Below are 18,083 nucleotides of genomic sequence, written 5' to 3' on the forward strand. Positions count from 1 at the left end.
TGGGTCATCCGAGACTGAGTTCAGCCCTGGCGAAGCGCCGGTACACCGCGTACAGCACCAGGGTGGCGGCCAGCAGCACGGTGCCCAGGGCGCAGGCCATGCCCCAGTTCACGTCGACGTTGGTGTACTGGGCGATGTAGTACGACAGCATCTGGTCGTTGGGCCCGCCCAGAAGCGCAGGCGTGACGTAGTAGCCGATGCTCAGGATGAAGACCAGCAGGCCGCCGGCGCCGACGCCCGGCCAGGTCTGCGGCACATAGACGCGGAAGAACGCGGCCAGCGGAGGGCTGCCCAGCGACACCGCCGCCCGCAGGTAGGTGGGCGGCACCGACTTCATCACGCTGTACAGCGGCAGGATCATGAAGGGCAGCAGGATGTGCGTCATCGAGATGATCACCCCGGTGCGGTTGAACAGCAGCGCGATCGGCTCGGCGACGACGGACAGGGAGACCAGCGCCTTGTTCACCAGCCCCTCGCGCTGCAGCAGCACGATCCAGGCGGCCACGCGCACCAGGATCGAGGTCCAGAACGGCACCAGCACCAGGATCATCAGCACGTTGGCGCTGCGCGCGGGCAGGGTGGACAGCCAGTAGGCCAGCGGGTAGCCCAGCAGCAGGCAGGCCAGCGTGACGACGGCGCTGATCTCGAAGGTGCGCAGCAGGATGCGCGAGAACACGCGCTGGTCGGGCGCCACCTGCTCGATGGCGCCATCGACGCTGCGCTTCAGGTCCACCGACGTGAGCAGGTAGTCGGGCGTCCAGCGCGCGGCGTTCTTCGCGATCGCCTGCCAGTAGGGCAACTCGGCCCAGCGTGGGTCGAGCGCCAGCATGCGCTCGCGCACCTGGAAGTCGTTCGACGCGGGCTGGTCCTTCCAGTCGCCCACGGCGGCGCGATAGGTGCCCATCACCAGCGAACGGCCGCCGGGCACCTCGCTGTTCAGGCGGCGCGCCAATGCGCCGGCCTGGGCGCCTTCGTCCAGGCTGGCGAGGTCCTTGGCGATGGCTGCGAAGGCCGCCGCCGGCGGTTCGGACGTGCGGTCCCAGCGTGCCAGTGCCTCGCCGGTGAGCGGCAGGCTGCGCGCCACCTCCGGGTTCTCGATGGCGCGCACCAGCAGCGCGCCGATGGGCACCAGCAGCGTCAACAGCAGGAACACCAGCAGCGGCAGCGTCAGCGCGATCGCCGTCCACCGGCGCCGGGCCTCGGCGCGCTGCAGCGAGCGCGCCAGTTCCGGCGATCCGATGGTGGCGGGCGCCGCGAGCGTGGCGGTGGTCATGGCGCGGCTAGGCCCGGACGCAGCGGCTTACTGGGTGGCCCAGGACGCGAAGCGCTTCTCGAGCGCCTCGCCCTGGTCGGCCCAGAACTTGATGTTGAACTCCAGGCTACCCGCCGCATTGGCCGGCGCCGTCGGCAGGTTGCCCAGCGTCTTCGGGTCGAGCTTGGCCAGCGCCTTGGTGTTGGTGGGCCCGTAGGCGATGTTGCGGGCGTACTCGGCCTGGGCGTCGGCGCCCAGCGCGAAGGCCAGGTACTTGTAGGCGGCGTCGCGGTTGGGCGACCCCTTCACGATGCCGTAGTACTCCAGGTCATAGATCTGGTTGGCCCAGTTGATCCTGAGGTTCTTGCCCTCGCGCGCCGCGGCATCGATGCGGCCGTTGTAGGCCGTGGCCATGACCACGTCGCCGGCCACCAGGAACTGCGGCGGCTGGGCGCCGGCCTCCCACCACTGGATGTTGGGCTTCAGTTCGGTGAGTTTCTTGAACGCGCGTTCTGCACCAGCCGGCGTGGCCAGCACCTTGTAAACGTCCTCAACCTTCACGCCGTCGGCCAGCAGCGCGAACTCGACGTTGTAGCGGGCGCCCTTGCGCATGGCGCGCTTGCCGGGAAACTTCTTCACGTCCCAGAAATCGGCCCAGGTCTTGGGGCCGTCCTTCAGCTTGTCGCCGTTGTAGGCCATCACGGTGGACCAGACGAAGATGCCGACGCCGCAGTCGGTGACCGCGGCCTTGGGTGCGAAGTCGGCCTTGCTGCCGATCTTGGTGTAGTCGAGCTTCTCGAACAGGCCTTCGTCGCAGCCGCGGCCGACGTCGGGCGATTCGAGCTCGACCACGTCCCAGGTGACCTTCTTGGCCTCGACCATGGCCTTGACCTTGGCCTGCTCGCCGTTGTACTCGACCGACACCACCTTGGTGCCGCTGGCCTTCTCGAAGGGCTCGTAGTAAGCCTTCTTCTGCGCATTGGCATTGGCGCCGCCGAAGTTGACGACGGTGAGCTGCGACTGGGCCAGGACAGGTCCGGCGAACAGGGCGGCGATCAGGGCGACGAGGTGCGTGGTTTTCATCGGAGGGTCTCCTTCTCTCGGGGGGTGAAGCGATGCGATGCAGCTCAAGCGTACAACCGCAGGTAGGGCGTGGGAAAGTGCAGCCAGACGGTCTGCCCGGCCACCGGTTGCTCGCCTGACGACAGCGGCAGCTTGACGGTGGCCGGCGCCTGGCCGGGCAGGGCGCAGCGCAGGCGCAGGTGGTCGCCGAAGTAGATGACGTCGTTGACGGCGGCCTCGAGCGTGTTGCCGCGGTTCTCGGGCGGGGTGAAGAGGGCTTCGATGCGTTCGGGCCGCACCGAGGCCACCACCGCCGCGCCCGACAGCGCGCCGTTGACGTTGACGCCGGCCAGCCGCTCGCCCGTGGGCAGCACGAGTTCGGCACTGAAGGCATTGGCCGCCCCCACGGTGCCGGTCAAGGCCGTGCTGTCGCCGACAAAGCCCGCGACGAAGCGGTTGGCCGGGGTCTCGTAGAGCCGCTCCACCGCGTCGATCTGCTGGATCTCGCCATCGTTGAACACGGCCACCCGATCGCTCATCGTCAGCGCCTCGCCCTGGTCGTGGGTGACGTAGACGAAGGTGACGCCCAGCGCGCGGTGCAGTTCCTTCAGCTCGATCTGCATGTGCTCGCGCAGTTGCTTGTCGAGCGCACCGAGCGGCTCGTCCATCAGCACCAGCTGTGGCTCGAACACCAGCGCACGGGCCAGGGCCACGCGCTGCTGCTGGCCGCCCGACAGCTGCGACGGGTAGGCCTGGTCGCGGCCCGACAGCTGCACCATCGCCAGCGCCTTGGCCACGCGATGCTCGATCTCGGCCTTCGGCACCTTGCGCACGGTCAAGGGATAGGCCACGTTGTCGGCCACCCGCAGGTGCGGGAACAGCGCGTAGTTCTGGAACACCATGCCGAAGTTGCGCTTGTGCGGCGGCGTGCGGGTGATGGGCGCGCCGTCCAGCAGGATCTCGCCCGCGGTGGGCGATTCGAAGCCCGCCAGCATCATCAGGCAGGTGGTCTTGCCCGATCCCGAGGGGCCCAGCAGGGACAGGAATTCGCCGCGCCGGATGTCCAGGTCGAGCGATCGAACGACGAGCGCCCGACCGTCGTAGGTCTTCTGCACCCCGCGGAACTGGACGAGGGCATCGGGGGCGGGTGGCGGGGTGTGCGGCATGGTCTCGTGGTCTGGGCGCCGCGCAATGTAGGGCGGGGGCCCCCGGGGCGCCATGTACAGAGCGGCGCGGCGCGGAGTGCACTGTATCGGGAGATGGGCCGGTACAGAACCCGGCCGTGTCGCGGGTGCGCCATCGGGGTGCGCGCAGGCATGCACCGCGATGGCGCGAACCGGGAGCAACCCCCAGGCGCGGCACACCGGCCGGCCCCTAGAATGCGGCGCCTTCGAGGCTTGCCTTTGCAGCCTGGTGGCAGGGCAGGGCGCTCGGGCCACCCCTTCGAGACCGGTGCACCTGGAGTGTCCGCATGCGCGGCGATGTGTTGGATGGCAGTGATCGAGCAGGCCTTCGGGCCAGGGCCTGGGGCACGATGGCCCGGGTCGTGCTGCTGTGCATGCTGCTCACCGGCTGCAACAACAGCCCCTATCCGGCCGGCGCGGAGCGTGAGAACACGCTGTTCTATTCGTTCGACGAGCGCTCGCCGCGCTACCTGGATCCCACGGCGTCCTACTCCAACCCGGAGTCGGCCTACACCTTCCAGATCTATGAGCCGCCTTATGGCTACCACTACCTGAAGCGTCCGTACACGCTGATCCCGAAGTCGACGCTCGAGCTGGCACGACCTCGCTATCTCGACAAGGACGGCAAGACCTTGCCCGACGACGCCCCTGCAGAGGCCATCGCCGAGAGCGTGTACGACGTGAAGATCCGTCCCGGCGTGAAGTTCCAGCCGCACCCGGCGTTCGCCGTCGACGCGCAGGGCAAGCACCTGAACCTGGCCTTGACGCCAGGCCAACTCGGCACCAGGCGATCGCCTTTCGACTTCGAGCACCAGGGCACGCGTGAACTCGTGGCCGACGACTTCGTCTATGCGCTCAAGCGCCATGCCACCACGCGCATCGAGGCGCCGGTGTTCGCCGTCTTTGCCGATTACGTGATCGGCCTGAAAGAGTATGCCGACCTGATCAAGCGCGAGGACGCCAAGCTCCTGAAGGGTCTGCCCGAGGACGTGCGCGACAAGCCCTTCCTCGACTTCCGGCAATGGCCGCTGGCCGGCACCAGCGCCGTCGACAAGTACACCTGGCGCATCCGGCTGAAGGGCAAGTACCCGCAGTGGAGCTACTGGATGGCCTTGCCTTTCCTCGCGCCCGTGCCCTGGGAGGCCGATGCGTTCTATGCCCAGCCGGGCATGAGCGAGAACGGCCTGTCGCTCAACCAGTGGCCGGTGGGCACGGGCCCGTACATGATGGCCGAGTTCGTGCGCGACCGCCGCCACGTGATGAAGCGCAACCCCAACTACCGGGGTGAGCCGTATCCCTGTGAGGGCATGCCCGAGGACAAGGCCGCCGGATTGCTGGACGACTGCGGCAAGACCATGCCCTTCATCGACACGCTGTACGTGACGATCGAGAAGGAGAAGGTGCCGCGCAAGGACAAGTTCAAGCAGGGCTTCTTCGACGTTCCCGAGATCGAGCGGCCGGAATGGGGGGTGGACTTCCGCAACGACGCCGACGATTCCGACGACGTCAAGCGGCTGTACGACGAGCGGGGCTTCCAGTTCCCGGTGATGACGGACATCTCCAACTGGTACCTCGGCTTCAACATGCTCGACCCGGTGGTCGGCAAGGGCGACACGCCGGAGCAGGCCGCGAAGAACCGCAAGCTGCGCCAGGCCATCTCCATCGCCATCGACTGGGAGGAGGGCTATGGCCGCATCTTCAAGCACAAGGGCGGCATGGCGGCACACAGCCCGGTGCCGCCCGGGCTGTTCGGATCGCGCGAGGGCAAGGACGGCTTCCACAACCCCGTCACCCACGTGCTGGTCGATGGCAAGCCGGTGCGGCGCCCGATCGAGGACGCCCGCAAGCTGCTGGCCGAGGCCGGCTACCCGGGGGGGCGAGACGCCGTCAGCGGCAAGCCCCTGGTGCTGAACTACGACTTCCAGCGCGCCATCACGCCCGAGTTCAAGAGCGAGAACGACTGGATGGCCAAGCAGTTCGCCAAGCTGGGCGTGCAACTGGAAGTGCGGGCCACCGACTTCAATCAGTACCAGGACAAGACGCTCAAGGGCAAGCACCAGATCTTCTGGGGCGGCTGGCTGGCCGACTACCCCGATGCCGAGAACTTCCTGTTCCTGCTGTACGGCCCGATCGCGCGTTCGAAGCACCAGGGCGACAACTACGCCAACTACGACAACCCCGACTACGACGCGCTGTACCGCCAATTGCAGACGCTGGAGGACGGCCCGGCCAAGCAGGACCTGGTCGATCGCATGGTGGCCATCGTGCAGGCCGATTCGCCCTGGTCCTTCGGCTACTTCCCGTGGGGCGGTCTGGCCTTCCAGCAGTGGGTGCACAACGGCAAGCCCAGCATCATGATCCGCGACATGGCCAAGTACTACCGGCTCGACCCCGCCCTGCGGGCCCGCAAGCAGGCCGAGTGGAACCAGCCGGTCGTCTGGCCGATGGCGCTGCTGGCGCTGGTTCTGCTGGCCGCGGCCTGGGGCGCCCGCCGCAGCTTCCTCGCCCGCGAGACCGCCACCGCGCGCCGCGCGGCGCGGGCCTGAAGGGCACACACGCATGCTTGGCTACATCGCGCGCCGCCTCGGCTACGGGGTGCTGATCCTCATCGGCGTCAACCTGCTCACCTTCTTCCTGTTCTTCACCGTCAACACGCCCGATGACATGGCGCGGCTCAACATCGGTGGCAAGCGCATCACGCAGAACCAGATCGAGAAATGGAAGTCCGAGCGCGGCTACGACAAGCCGCTGTACTGGAACCCCGCGGCCCAGGGCACAGACAAGGCGACGCGCACCGTGCTGTGGGAGCGCTCGGTGTCGCTGATGATGCTGAACTTCGGCCGCAGCGATTCGGCGCGTTCCACCGACATCGGCCATGAGGTGGCCACGCGCATGGGGGTGAGCCTGCAGTTGGCGGTGCCACTGTTCATCTTGCAGCTCATTGTCAGCGTCACGTTCTCGCTGATGCTGGTGTTCTTCCGGCACAGCCGCATCGACTTCTGGGGGGTCGTGCTGTGCGTGCTGATGCTGTCGATCTCCAGCCTGTTCTACATCATCGTCGGCCAGTTCATGTTCTCGCGTGTGCTGCGACTGGTGCCCATCTCGGGTTTCGCGCCAGGGCTGGATGCGGTGCGCTTCCTGGTGCTGCCGGTGGTGCTGTCACTGCTGTCGCGCCTGGGCGGCGAGGCGCGGCTGTACCGGGCCATGTTCCTCGAGGAGATAGGCAAGGACTACGTGCGCACCGCCCGCGCCAAGGGGCTGTCGGAGACGGTGGTGCTGTTCCGCCATGTGCTGCGCAATGCGCTGATCCCGATCATCACCAGCGCGGGCTCCTACCTGCCCTATGTGTTCCTCGGGAGCCTGGTGTTCGAGAGCTTCTTCGGCATCCCCGGCCTGGGCGCCTTCGTCATCGAGGCGATCAGCGGGCAGGATTTCGCCATCGTGCGCACGATGGTGTTCCTGGGGTCGGTGCTGTACATCCTCAGCAATGTGCTGATCGACATCGCCTACACCTGGGTCGACCCGCGCGTGAGGTTGTCGTGATGGCCGATTTCAAGTTCGTCCTGCTCTGGACCGATGCGGCGCTGTGGGCCATGTTCGCGTCCATCGCGGGCTATGCCTGGCGCGTATCCCGGCACGACCACCTGCGCGCCACCTGGCGCAAGGTGCTGCTCGACCCCGCAGCGTTGTGCGCCGGCCTGGTGCTGCTGGCCTTCATGCTGCTGACCGCGATCGACAGCGTGCACTTCCGCCGGGCCCTGCCGGCCGAAGCCAGCCGCCCCGGCGGGCAGGTGTTCTACGACAGCCGCACCGAATCGCTGCTCGACCTGGTGCTGGCCAGGCAACTGGCGATGCGCGAGACCAGCTACTCGGCGCCATTGGCCTACCGCGGCATCACCAAGGAGACGGTCACTCGCGACGGGCAGACCCTGCGCGAGCTGCCACGCCTGCTGCATGGCGGTGCCCATCTGACAGATCCCGAGCGTGAATGGCGAGCCGACGTGGCAACGCGTGCCGGCGTCGGCCTGTTGGGCGGGCTGGCCTTGGCAATGGTCGCCGCCGCGGTGGTGGCCGCGGCACTGGGGCGCCGTCATGGAGGCATGGCGCAGGCCTGGCACGACATCGCCGCCGACCGCACGCGCTACCCATTGCGGTCGGCCCTTCTCACCGTGGCGGTGGCCTGCGCCGTGGCGGGCCCGGTGATCGCGCTGATGGGCCACTACCATGTCTTCGGCACCGACCGCACCGGCAACGACGTGCTGGTGCAGACGCTCAAGAGCGTGCGCACCGCCTTCGTCATCGGCATGCTCTCCACCCTGGCCACGTTGCCCATCGCCGTGTCGCTGGGCATCCTGGCCGGCTACTTCAAGGGCTGGGTCGACGAGGCCGTGCAATACCTCTACACCACGCTGTCGTCGGTGCCCAACGTGCTGCTCATTGCCGCCTGCGTGCTGATGGTGCAGGTGGCACTGGACAAGCACCCCGAGTGGTTCGAGACCGGTGCCGAGCGATCCGATCTGAAGGTCTTCCTGCTCTGCGCCATCCTGGGCATCACCGGCTGGGCCACGCCGTGCCGCCTGGTGCGGGGCGAGACGCTCAAGCTGCGCGAACTCGATTTCGTGCAGGCGGCCACCGCCTTCGGTGTCAGCGCCCCGCGCATCATGGGCCGCCACATCCTGCCCAACGTGATGCACCTGGTGCTGATCACCACCGTACTGAACTTCAGCGACTTGATCCTCTACGAGGCCGTGCTCACCTACGTGGGCGTGGGTGTCGACCCGTCGACCAGCAGCTTCGGCGGCATGATCAACATGGCGCGCAACGAGATGAGCCGCGACCCGGTGGTGTGGTGGTCCTTCGCCGCCGCCTTCGGCTTCATGGTGGCGCTGGTGCTGGCGGCCAACCTCTTCGCCGATGGCGTGCGCGATGCCTTCGACCCGCGCGCCCGCGCGCTGCGGCCCCGCCTGGGCCTGCGCAAGCCCGCCTGAGGACGCCACCATGCTGACGATCGACGCACTCGAGGTCGAACTGGATGCCGAGTCCGGCGTGGTCCGGGCCATCGACGGCCTGGCGCTGTCCATCCAGCGCGGCGAGACCTTCGCGCTGGTCGGCGAATCGGGCTGCGGCAAGAGCATGACGGCGCTGGCCTTGATGCGGCTGTTGCCCGACAACGGCGTGGTCACCGCCGGTCGCATCGGCCTGGACGACACCGAGGTGCTCGACCTGGCCGAGGCGAGCATGCGCAGCGTGCGCGGCGCGCGCATCGGCATGATCTTCCAGGAGCCGGCGACCAGCCTGAACCCGGTGATGCGGGTGGGCGACCAGGTCGTCGAGGCCATCGAGGCACACACCCCGTTGCGGGGCGACGCGGCACGCGCCAAGGCCATCGACTGGCTGCGGCGCGTGGGCATCCCCGAGCCCGAACGGCGCATCGACGACTACCCTTTCCGCATGAGCGGCGGCCAGAAGCAGCGCGTGATGATCGCGATGACGCTGGCGGGCGAGCCCGACTTCCTGGTGGCCGACGAGCCCACCACGGCGTTGGACGTGACGATCCAGAAACAGATCCTCGACCTGCTGAAGGACCTGCAGCGCGAGCAGGGCCTGGGCCTGCTGCTCATCACCCACGACCTGGCGGTGGTGGCGGGCATGGCCCACCGGGTGGCGCTGATGTATGCCGGCCAGATCATCGAGGTGGCGCCGGCCGACGAGTTCTTCGCGTCGCCGAAGCACCCTTATGCGCGTGCGCTGCTGCAGGCGCTGCCCGACAGCGGTCGGCGTGGCCAGGCGTTGGCGGCGATCCCGGGCACCGTGCCCCCGCTGACGATGCGGTTCCACGGGTGTCGCTTCGAGCCGCGCTGCGCCCATGCCACGCCGGCCTGCGGGCAGACCGTGCCCGAACTGGTCGACCTGGGCGGGCGGCAGGTTCGTTGCCTGCTTCTGCAACCGGGCGGTGTCGGGCTGGGCCCGGCAACCCGGGCTGCGGAGCCATCCGTTGGGCGCAGCACAGACTTGCCAGTGGCGCCGGACAACGCGGAACCGCTGCTGCAGGTGACCGACCTGTGGGTGCGCTTCCCGATCCGCCAGGGACTGCTGCAGCGCGTGAAGAGCCACTTCGAGGCCGTGCGAGGCGTGTCGTTCTCCGTGGGTGCCGGCGAGACCTTGGCGCTGGTGGGCGAATCGGGCTGCGGCAAGACGACCACCGGCAAGGCCATCGTGCAATTGCTGCGGCAGCAGGCGGTGATCAGCGGCCAGGCCCGTCTGAAAGGCAGCAACCTGTTCGATCTGCAGGGCGAGGCGCTGCGCCTGGCGCGTCGTGAGGTGCAGATCATCTTCCAGGACCCCTATGCGTCCTTGAACCCACGCATGCGGGTGCAGGAGATCCTGGACGAGGGCATCGCCGCCCTTCAGCCCGACACGCCGCCCGACGTGCGCCGAGCGCGCATCCTGCGCATCGCCGAGCAGGTGGGCTTGCGTCGCGATGCGCTGCAGCGCTTTCCGCACGAGTTCTCGGGCGGCCAGCGCCAGCGCATCGCCATTGCCCGGGCCCTGGCGGTCGAACCGCGGTTGATCGTCTGCGACGAGCCGACCTCGGCGCTCGATGTCTCGGTGCAGGCGCAGATCCTCAACCTGCTAGGCGAACTGCAGCGCGAACTGGGTGTGTCCTACCTGTTCATCACCCACAACATCGGCGTGGTCGAGTACATCGCCGATCGGGTGGCGGTGATGCAGTCGGGCCGGATCGTCGAACAAGGCCTTTGTGCCGACGTGCTCGAGCGCCCGGTCGACGAGTACACGCGCCTCCTGCTGGCGGCGGTGCCAAGGATGTAAGTCCGGCCACGTCCGCGCGGCGTCAATGACCTGGGCGACGGTGCGACCGCTGTCTTTTGGCCCTTGTTCGGTCACAGATGTTGCGTGTCACCAACGACTGCCGCGAGCGCCAGTAGAGTGGCTCCCCTAGGAGGGACCGAATCCCAGCACTGTTCAGGCTTGGATTCAGGCACAAATCACGTGTTTCGCGTGACGTTCTCGGTGCGATCCGCCCCTCTGCAGAGCGCCGATGCGAGGTGGTGTGCACCGGCTGGTTTCGCTCAGGGTTTCCCTAGTGCAGAGCGCGTTGAGCCACCATTCACAATGCAGTAACAACGGCTCGACCTATGCGTTCCAGGGGTGGTGTGGTTCCCTGTCGGATCGGTTGAGTTGCTCCCCACCACACCCACAGGAGTGAAACGGATGTTCAAGAAGACTCTCATCAGCCGGGCGGCGTTGCTGGCAGTTGGCGGCACAGTGGCGCTGGCCGCCATGCCGTCTTTGGCCCAGACCTCGCAACGTGTCGAGATCACGGGTTCCGCGATCAAGCGAGTCGACGCCGAGACTGCTGTTCCGGTCACCGTCATCAAGATCGAGGAACTGAAGGCGCAGGGCGTCACGTCGGTTGAGCAGATCATGTCGTCGCTCAGCGCGGTTCAGATGACCCAGGGTTCGAGCCAGCAAGTAGGTGCTGGCACTGGCGGCGCGGCGTTTGCCGACCTGCGCGGCATCGGCAGCAGCAAGACGCTGGTGCTTTTGAACGGCCGCCGCATTGCCAACAACGCGATCGACGGTGCCGCACCTGACTTGAACATGATCCCGTTCGCCGCGCTGGCGCGGGTAGAGGTGCTGCGCGACGGCGCCTCGTCGCTGTACGGTACCGATGCCATCGGCGGGGTGATCAACTTCATCACCAGCAAGGAATTCACCGGCGGGTCGGTCACGGTCGGCATGGACGTCCCGGCCGAAAGTGGTGGCAAGAGCCGGAACGCCAACGTCGGCTTCGGTTTCGGCGACCTGAGCAAGCAGGGTTTCAATGTCTTCGGCTTCATCGACCTCGCCAAGACCGACCAGATCACCGGCCTCGACCGGCCATTCAACTCGCGTTTCCCGGGCGGCCTGTCGCCCACGCCGTTCCCGGCCAATTACTTCCAGGGCGGCGCGGTCGGCAACCCTGCGGCGCCGAACTGCAATGACCCGAGCTTCCTGGTGCCCGTGACGGGCGGCACCTCGTGCAACATCGCCACGTCGAAGTTCGTCGACTACACCGCCAAGACCGAGCGCACCTCGGCCATGCTGCGTGGAACGTTGCGCCTGGGCCAGGACCACAACGCGACCGTTGAGTGGTTCGGTACCCGCAACGAGTCCACCACCGGCATCGCGGCCGTGCCGTACGGCGGCCTGTGGATGAATCCGAGAAAGCCTGACGGCACGCCGAACCCCTACTACCCGGGCAATCCGGGCGGCCTGTCGATCACCCCCAACATCCCGCTGGATCCCAATTTCGTGCGCGCCGCGGGCATGACGCCTCGGCCCGGCGTGACCCTGCAGCCTGGCTTTGTCAACGTGCGCTGGCGCGCCCTGGCGGGCGGGCAGCGCAGCAATACCTCCGTCAATGATCAGCAACGCCTGTTGGCGGGCCTGGAAGGCGTGCTGGGCGGATGGGATTACCAAGCTGCCATCAGCTACAACGAGAACAAGATCAAGGAACTCGTCAGCGGCTATTCCGATGGCAACAAGATCACCCAGGGCATGCTGAACGGCATCATCAACCCGTTCGGCCCCCAGGACGCGGCGGGTGACGCCTTCATTGCCGACGCGCTGATGGGCGGCAACCTGCAAAACCACAAGGGCAAGGTGACCACCGTCGACACCCGCGTCAGCCGTGAACTGGGCGACTGGTTCGGTGCGGGCCGCGGTGCTGCCCTGGCTGTGGGCGGCGAGTTCCGTCGGGAAGACTTCAAGTCGGCCGCCAACCGGCCGGTGGCCGAGTTGCTGATCGCCAGCACGGGCGTCGATCCGAATTCGCTCTCCGAGGGCACCCGCAACGTCACGGCGTTCTACACCGAGTTGAGCGTGCCGGTCACGAAGCAACTTGAGGTCACCCTGGCGGGACGGTTCGACAAGTACAGCGACTTCGGCAACACCACCAACCCGAAGATCGGCATCCGCTTCCAGCCGAACAAGGACCTGCTGGTGCGAGGCAGCTTCTCCACCGGTTTCCGTGCGCCGTCGCTGTATGAACTGAACGCATCTCAGGCCTACACCAACACCGGCACGGTGGATGACCCGGTCAACTGCCCGAATGGCGTGCCGATCCCTGGCAAGCCTGCGGTCCTGAACTGCGAGGTGCAGTTCCAGCGTCTGACGGGCGGCAACCTGGATCTCAAGCCCGAGAAGTCCAAGAGCATGACCATGGGCATCGTGTTCGAGCCCATGGCCAACCTGTCGGTGGGTGTCGATCTCTGGTGGGTGCAGCTGAAGGACACCATCGGTGCGCTGTCGGAAAACACGGTGCTGGGTGATCCCACCACGTTCGGCCGCTACATCAATCGCAACGCATCCGGTGACCTGTCCACCGATGGCTTCTCGTGCCCCGGCAACAACTGCGGCTATCTCGACTTGCGCCAGCAGAACCTGGGCGGCACCAATGCCAACGGCGTTGACCTGAGCGTGCTCTTCCGCAAGGGCTTGGGCAGCATGGGCTCGGTGACGCTGGGCTTGAACAGCACCTACATGACCAAGTTCGAGTACCAGGACTACAAGGACGGTCCCTGGAACCAGAACGTCGGCGTCTACTCTGGATCGAACCCCGTGTTCCGCTGGCAGCATGCCGCGACAGCCACCTGGATGATGGGTGCGTGGTCGGCGGGCGCCACGGCGTACTACAAGAGCAGCTATGTCGACCAGGATCCGTCGAACACGGTCAGCCAGTACGCGACGCTCGACGCGTACCTGGGCTGGAATGCCATGAAGGGTCTGAAGCTGACGTTCGGCATCAAGAACCTGACCGACCGCGATCCTCCGTACTCGAACCAGGGTGAAGTGTTCCAGGCCAATTACGATCCGCGCTTCGCAGATCCGACCGGCCGCAAGTACTACCTGCGCGCGAACTACAACTTCTGATCGCTTTTCGAGGCTGCAGTCACCGGGGCCTCAATCTGGCCCCGGCGACCTGCTGATTCGATGCTCGACAAGAAAGGCCACTCCTGCTCCGCGGGAGTGGCCTTTTCGTTATTGGCCTGATCGGCTGTCCAGGGCCGGCGGTGCCTTGGCCGAAGCGTTCGCAGCGCGCCGCCGCGTGGTTCGTCGAAATCAACTGCGCGACACGATGGGCTCGAACCACTCGGTATGCCGCACGATCGATGTACCCCAGACCTTGCTTGCCCGGTCGATGCATGCAATCCATGCCGGCGGGAGCCCGCCCTGCATGCTGTAGATTTCCATCAGCGTTAACTCGTCATTCGACGTCCCGGTTCGCCTCAGCAACTGGGCACGGAGGCCCGGGTGCGCCTTCACCAGTTGCGACTGCATGGCCAGCGCGTCGCTCACGACGTCTTCCAGCCTACCGACTGGCACCCGGTAATACACGTACAACAGGGGCTCGGCCGAGTGCTTGGTCACGCCGCGTCTGAGGGAATGTCGTAGGGCAGCGGGGCGCGAAGCAGACTGGCCCCGTCGGGCGATCCGGCGTGCAGTGTTCCCTGGACCAGGGCCGCCAGCTTGACCTCGACGAGCGCCGACATGCCGCCACCGGGCCGCGTCGCGGCATTGGCCACCATGCCGGCCGGCTGCCCGGGGTCGTCTGAATGAAACACTTCCTGGCCCGCATGCACCGGCACGTCGGCATCGAACAGCACGGTGCGGCGTTTCAGGGTGCCGCGGTACTGGCTGCGGGCCACCACCTCCTGCCCCGGATAGCAGCCCTTCTGGAAGTTGACACCGCCGACGAGCTCGAGGTTCACCATCTGGGGCACGAAATGATCTGCCGTGGCGGCGGTGATGCGCGCGATGCCGCTGCGCACCTCCAGCCACTGCCAGTGGTCGGCCTCCAACAGCGGCAGATCGGGGGGCGCTGCGTCTGCGCTCTGCACCAGCAGGTAGCGCGCCTGGCCTTCGGCATCGGGCAGCCGCAGGACTTGGGTCGAGCCCGATCCGTCGCTGGCGCCTTGCGTTGCAGACGAGACACGAACCGCCCAGGGCGCCAGCGGCGCACCGTTGCCGAGCCAAGCCGTGGCTGCATCGCCGACCAGGCCGTAGAGCGCATGGCTCTGGCTGGCGTCGACGAGCTTGCATTTCGCGCGCAGCACGAACATCGACAGGCGCTTGAGCGTCGACGCCAGCAGGTCGCCGCTGCAGGCCAACTGCAGCGTCTCTTTGCCCGAACGCCAGATGACGAACGTGGCCAACAGGCGGCCCTTGGCCGAGCAGTACCCGGCGAGCCTGGCCTGGCCCTCCGCCAGGTGGGTCACGTCCTGGGTGAGCTGACCGTGCAGGAAGCTGGCCGCATCGGGCCCTTCGGCCCGGATGAGGCCCCAGTCGGCCAGCCGCAAGGCGCCGGAGGGCAGGGAGTTGGGTTGCATGGGCCGATTATCATCACGCCCCATGCCTTTGACCGACGTCGGGTCTCCTGCCCGGCCGCGCGCTTGACGCGATGAAACCTGCGCGCCTGCTCCTGGTGCTGATGACGTTGATCGTTGCGGCCACGGCCGCAGCATCAGTGGCCGCTTGGTGGTGGCTGCAGCGGCCACTGGATCTGGCGACCGCGCGCGTCGAGTTGTCGATCGAAGCCGGCACCTCGCCTCGCGAAGTGGCCCAGGCCTGGGTGAGGGCGGGGGTGCAGACCGAGCCTTGGCTGCTGTACCAGTGGTTTCGCGCCTCAGGGGATGCCCGGCGCATCCGCGCGGGCAGCTACGAGATCGAGCCAGGGGTCACGCCGCGGGGTCTGCTCGACAAGTTGGTGCAAGGCGACGAGGCGTTCGAACGCGTGCGCTTGATCGAGGGTTGGACCTTCCGGCAGTTCCGAGCGGAGATGGCCCGCGCCCCGCACCTGAGGCCGACCAGTGCCGGCCTGGACGAGGCGCAGCTCATGGCCGCCGTCGGGCTGCCCGGTCAGCGGGCCGAGGGCCGTTTCTTTCCCGACACCTATGTCTACAGCCGGGGAGTCAGTGACCTGACGGTGCTCAGGCGCGCTGCGCACGCCATGCAGCGCCGCCTCGAATCTGCCTGGGCCGAACGCGCTCCGGGCCTGCCCTTGAAGTCGCCCGACGAGGCCCTGGTGCTGGCCTCGATCGTCGAGAAGGAGACCGGTCGCCCGGACGAACGGGGCCGCATTGCCGGCGTCTTCGTCAATCGGCTGCGCATCGGCATGCCCCTGCAGACCGACCCGAGCGTGATCTACGGGCTGGGCGAGGCCTTCGACGGCAACCTGCGCAAGCGCGACCTGCAGACCGACACCCCCTACAACACCTACACCCGTGGCGGCCTGCCGCCGACGCCGATCGCCATGCCAGGTCTGGCCGCCCTGCGGGCCAGCGTGCAGCCCGAGCCGACCCGTGCGCTGTACTTCGTCGCCCGCGGCGACGGCAGCAGTGTCTTCAGCGACGACCTCGCCGCGCACAATCGGGCGGTGAACCAGTTCCAGCGCAAGACACCATGAGCCCGAGCGGCCGATTCATCACCTTCGAGGGCATCGACGGGGCGGGCAAGTCGTCGCACATCGAGTCGTTGGCCGATTGGCTGCGAGGGCAGGGGCGCCAGGTCGTGCTCACGCGGGAGCCCGGGGGCACGCCGCTGGCCGAGGCGGTGCGCGAACTCTTCCTGCACCGCGAAATGGACGCGCTGACCGAGGCGCTGCTGGTGTTTGCGGCGCGTCGCGACCACCTCCAGCAGGTCATCGAGCCGGCGCTCCAGTCCGGTGCCGTGGTGCTGTGTGATCGATTCACCGATGCCACGTTCGCCTACCAGGGCAGTGGCCGTGGTTTCGATCCCCAGGTGCTGTCCCAGTTGGAGCAGTGGGTGCAGGCAGGTCGCCAGCCCGACCTGACGCTGTGGTTCGACCTGCCGGCCGACATCGCCGCCGAACGCCGTGCGGCGGCCAGGGCCGCCGACCGGCTGGAGCGTGAGGAGCAGGCCTTCTTCGAGCGCGTCCGTGCCGGCTACGCCGCGCGCGCGGCGGGGGCGTCGCAGCGCTTCGCCCGCATCGATGCCGATCGGCCGAAGCCGCAGGTGTGGCAACAGGTGGCCGCGGCGGTGTCATCCCGCCCGTGGTGGTGAGATGGCGACGAATCCCGCCGCGCCGACGCTGGGTGTCGATGAACACGGGCAGTTGCCTTTGCCTTGGCTGGGCGATGCCCTGCAGCGCGCGAAGGCCCTGACACGGGCTCATGCGCTGCTGGCCCATGGCCCGGCTGGCAGTGGCCACCTCGAGTTTGCATGGCTGTGGGCCCAGCACCTGCTGTGCGAGGAGCCGGGGCAGGCACCTTGCGGACGTTGCACCGGTTGTCACCTGGTGCGTGTGCGCGCCCATCCCGACCTGCTGGTGGTGTTGCCTGCTGCCCTGCGGGATTCGTTCGGGTGGGAGCCCGATGAGGTCGGCGCCAAGACCCGGTCCGACGCAAAGCCCAGCCGTGACATCCGCATCGCGCAAGTCCGCCATGCCATCGACTGGGCGCGGCAGACCCCTGGCCGCGGTCGAGGCAAGGTGCTGGTGCTGCACCCAGCCGATGCCCTCAACGGGCCTGCCGGCAATGCGTTGTTGAAGACGCTGGAAGAACCACCGGCCAGCCTGCGCCTGATGCTGACCAGTGTCGACCCCGAGCAGTTGCTGCCCACGGTGCGCAGCCGCTGCCAGAGGCTGCCCTTGCCCTTGCCCCCGCCGGACCAGGCCCAGGCCTGGCTGGCCGCCCAGGGCGTGGCCGACCCGGCTTGCCTGCTGGCCCTGGCCGGCGGCAGTCCGCTGGAAGCACTTGCGCTGTCCGGCGAGGGCATCGATGCGGCCTGGGTGGCGGCGCTGCCACGGGCAATGCTTGCCGGCGACGCCCGCGCGCTGCAGGGTCGGCCGGTGCCCCGTGTCGTCGAACTGTTGAGCAAGCTCGCCCACGACGCGATGGCGTCGTCGGTTGGGGGCGTACCACGGTTCTTTCCTGGCTCGAGCGTGGTGCCTGCAGCGGACCACGCGGCCTGGTCGGCCTGGCAGCGTGCGCTGGTGCGCACCTCCCGCCACGACGGCCACCCCTGGCATGCGCCCTTGCTGATCGAGTCGCTCGTGACGCAAGCCTCGACCGTGTGGCCAGCGCCAGCGCCGGGTCGAGCAGGCCGGGGCACGGCCCGGTAGACTTCGGTCATGAGCGAAGCCCCGATCCGTTCGGCCTCGGCCAGCAACTCGTCCCGTCCGAGTGTCATCCAACTCGTCTTCCGCGAGAAAGGCGCGCTCTATGCGGCCTACATCCCGCTGTTGAGCGACGGTGGCCTGTTCGTACCGACCGCGCGCGAATACCGTCTGGGCGAAGACATCTACCTGCTGTTGTCGTTGCCCGATGATCCGCAGCGCTACCCGGTGGCCGGCAAGGTGGCCTGGCTCACGCCGGTGAATGCGTCGGGCGGCCGCACCCAGGGCGTTGGCGTCCGGTTCCCTGCCGACGAGAAGACCCGCCTGCTCAAGCTGAAGATCGAACAGATCCTCGGCACCTCCATTGCGTCCGCCAAGCCCACGCAGACGGTTTGACGCGTGACACGTCCACGGAATCGCCGCACCCACCACCCGTGCGAGGCGA

At 67.5% G+C, this 18,083-nt stretch carries 14 protein-coding genes; 9 read left to right on the forward strand and 5 right to left on the reverse strand.

Annotation, left to right across the window (positions count from 1 at the left end):
• Positions 1-4 precede the first annotated feature (4 nt).
• Genes EOINJALH_RS12520 through EOINJALH_RS12530 form a run of 3 tightly spaced genes read right to left on the reverse strand, consistent with a single transcriptional unit; the run spans position 5 to position 3,480 of the window.
• Positions 5-1,273, reverse strand: a complete 1,269-nt coding sequence (locus tag EOINJALH_RS12520) for an ABC transporter permease (RefSeq protein ID WP_088280694.1) — start codon at positions 1,271-1,273, stop codon at positions 5-7.
• Between the two features lie 27 nt (positions 1,274-1,300).
• Entirely contained in the window at positions 1,301-2,335 is a 1,035-nt protein-coding gene (locus tag EOINJALH_RS12525) for an ABC transporter substrate-binding protein (protein WP_088280695.1), read from the reverse strand.
• 44 nt (positions 2,336-2,379) lie between these two features.
• Positions 2,380-3,480, reverse strand: a complete 1,101-nt coding sequence (locus tag EOINJALH_RS12530) for an ABC transporter ATP-binding protein (protein ID WP_088280696.1) — start codon at positions 3,478-3,480, stop codon at positions 2,380-2,382.
• Positions 3,481-3,848: 368 nt separating this feature from the next.
• On the opposite strand from EOINJALH_RS12530, the gene EOINJALH_RS12535 reads away from it, so the two are divergent.
• From EOINJALH_RS12535 to EOINJALH_RS12555, 5 genes are all read left to right on the forward strand, one after another.
• Positions 3,849-6,044, forward strand: a complete 2,196-nt coding sequence (locus EOINJALH_RS12535) for an ABC transporter substrate-binding protein (protein ID WP_088280697.1) — start codon at positions 3,849-3,851, stop codon at positions 6,042-6,044.
• Between the two features lie 13 nt (positions 6,045-6,057).
• Complete coding sequence (locus EOINJALH_RS12540) at positions 6,058-7,041, forward strand: ABC transporter permease (RefSeq protein WP_088280698.1); 984 nt, start codon at positions 6,058-6,060, stop codon at positions 7,039-7,041.
• Complete coding sequence (locus tag EOINJALH_RS12545; RefSeq protein WP_088280699.1) at positions 7,041-8,486, forward strand: ABC transporter permease; 1,446 nt, start codon at positions 7,041-7,043, stop codon at positions 8,484-8,486. The genes EOINJALH_RS12540 and EOINJALH_RS12545 overlap by 1 nt, the downstream gene beginning before the upstream one ends.
• A gap of 10 nt (positions 8,487-8,496) precedes the next feature.
• Positions 8,497-10,329 (forward strand): ABC transporter ATP-binding protein, encoded by a 1,833-nt coding sequence (locus EOINJALH_RS12550; RefSeq protein ID WP_088280720.1) that lies wholly within the window; start codon positions 8,497-8,499, stop codon positions 10,327-10,329.
• Positions 10,330-10,731: 402 nt separating this feature from the next.
• Positions 10,732-13,434: a TonB-dependent receptor gene (locus EOINJALH_RS12555; RefSeq protein ID WP_088280700.1), complete on the forward strand. Its 2,703-nt coding sequence runs from the start codon at positions 10,732-10,734 to the stop codon at positions 13,432-13,434.
• Between the two features lie 189 nt (positions 13,435-13,623).
• On the opposite strand, the gene EOINJALH_RS12560 is transcribed toward EOINJALH_RS12555, so the two are convergent.
• A complete protein-coding gene (locus EOINJALH_RS12560; RefSeq protein ID WP_088280701.1) occupies positions 13,624-13,932 on the reverse strand; it encodes a DUF4936 family protein in 309 nt (102 codons plus the stop codon).
• On the reverse strand, positions 13,929-14,891 hold the full coding sequence (locus EOINJALH_RS12565) for a folate-binding protein YgfZ (protein WP_088280702.1): 963 nt from the start codon (positions 14,889-14,891) through the stop codon (positions 13,929-13,931). The genes EOINJALH_RS12560 and EOINJALH_RS12565 overlap by 4 nt, the downstream gene beginning before the upstream one ends.
• A gap of 71 nt (positions 14,892-14,962) precedes the next feature.
• On the opposite strand from EOINJALH_RS12565, the gene mltG reads away from it, so the two are divergent.
• The 4 genes from mltG to EOINJALH_RS12585 are packed head-to-tail and all read left to right on the forward strand — an operon-like array spanning position 14,963 to position 18,034.
• On the forward strand, positions 14,963-15,967 hold the full coding sequence (gene mltG / locus EOINJALH_RS12570) for an endolytic transglycosylase MltG (protein WP_088280703.1): 1,005 nt from the start codon (positions 14,963-14,965) through the stop codon (positions 15,965-15,967).
• Positions 15,964-16,584, forward strand: coding sequence for a dTMP kinase (gene tmk / locus EOINJALH_RS12575; RefSeq protein WP_088280704.1), 621 nt, complete (start codon positions 15,964-15,966; stop codon positions 16,582-16,584). The genes mltG and tmk overlap by 4 nt, the downstream gene beginning before the upstream one ends.
• A gap of 1 nt (position 16,585) precedes the next feature.
• Positions 16,586-17,644 (forward strand): DNA polymerase III subunit delta', encoded by a 1,059-nt coding sequence (locus tag EOINJALH_RS12580; RefSeq protein ID WP_088280705.1) that lies wholly within the window; start codon positions 16,586-16,588, stop codon positions 17,642-17,644.
• A 9-nt stretch (positions 17,645-17,653) separates the two neighbouring features.
• Positions 17,654-18,034, forward strand: a complete 381-nt coding sequence (locus EOINJALH_RS12585) for a PilZ domain-containing protein (protein ID WP_088280706.1) — start codon at positions 17,654-17,656, stop codon at positions 18,032-18,034.
• Positions 18,035-18,083 lie beyond the last annotated feature (49 nt).

Origin of the sequence: Ideonella sp. A 288 (genome assembly GCF_002198735.1) — a bacterium.
GTDB lineage: Bacteria > Pseudomonadota > Gammaproteobacteria > Burkholderiales > Burkholderiaceae_C > Pseudaquabacterium.

What these genes read in the sequence shown, in the direction of transcription:
- EOINJALH_RS12520 (WP_088280694.1), bottom strand. Translation starts at nt 1,273, where the DNA reads ATGACCACCGCCACGCTCGCGGCGCCCGCCACCATCGGATCGCCGGAA.
- EOINJALH_RS12525 (WP_088280695.1), bottom strand. Translation starts at nt 2,335, where the DNA reads ATGAAAACCACGCACCTCGTCGCCCTGATCGCCGCCCTGTTCGCCGGA.
- EOINJALH_RS12530 (WP_088280696.1), bottom strand. Translation starts at nt 3,480, where the DNA reads ATGCCGCACACCCCGCCACCCGCCCCCGATGCCCTCGTCCAGTTCCGC.
- EOINJALH_RS12535 (WP_088280697.1), top strand. Translation starts at nt 3,849, where the DNA reads ATGGCCCGGGTCGTGCTGCTGTGCATGCTGCTCACCGGCTGCAACAAC.
- EOINJALH_RS12540 (WP_088280698.1), top strand. Translation starts at nt 6,058, where the DNA reads ATGCTTGGCTACATCGCGCGCCGCCTCGGCTACGGGGTGCTGATCCTC.
- EOINJALH_RS12545 (WP_088280699.1), top strand. Translation starts at nt 7,041, where the DNA reads ATGGCCGATTTCAAGTTCGTCCTGCTCTGGACCGATGCGGCGCTGTGG.
- EOINJALH_RS12550 (WP_088280720.1), top strand. Translation starts at nt 8,497, where the DNA reads ATGCTGACGATCGACGCACTCGAGGTCGAACTGGATGCCGAGTCCGGC.
- EOINJALH_RS12555 (WP_088280700.1), top strand. Translation starts at nt 10,732, where the DNA reads ATGTTCAAGAAGACTCTCATCAGCCGGGCGGCGTTGCTGGCAGTTGGC.
- EOINJALH_RS12565 (WP_088280702.1), bottom strand. Translation starts at nt 14,891, where the DNA reads ATGCAACCCAACTCCCTGCCCTCCGGCGCCTTGCGGCTGGCCGACTGG.
- mltG (WP_088280703.1), top strand. Translation starts at nt 14,963, where the DNA reads ATGAAACCTGCGCGCCTGCTCCTGGTGCTGATGACGTTGATCGTTGCG.
- tmk (WP_088280704.1), top strand. Translation starts at nt 15,964, where the DNA reads ATGAGCCCGAGCGGCCGATTCATCACCTTCGAGGGCATCGACGGGGCG.
- EOINJALH_RS12580 (WP_088280705.1), top strand. Translation starts at nt 16,586, where the DNA reads ATGGCGACGAATCCCGCCGCGCCGACGCTGGGTGTCGATGAACACGGG.
- EOINJALH_RS12585 (WP_088280706.1), top strand. Translation starts at nt 17,654, where the DNA reads ATGAGCGAAGCCCCGATCCGTTCGGCCTCGGCCAGCAACTCGTCCCGT.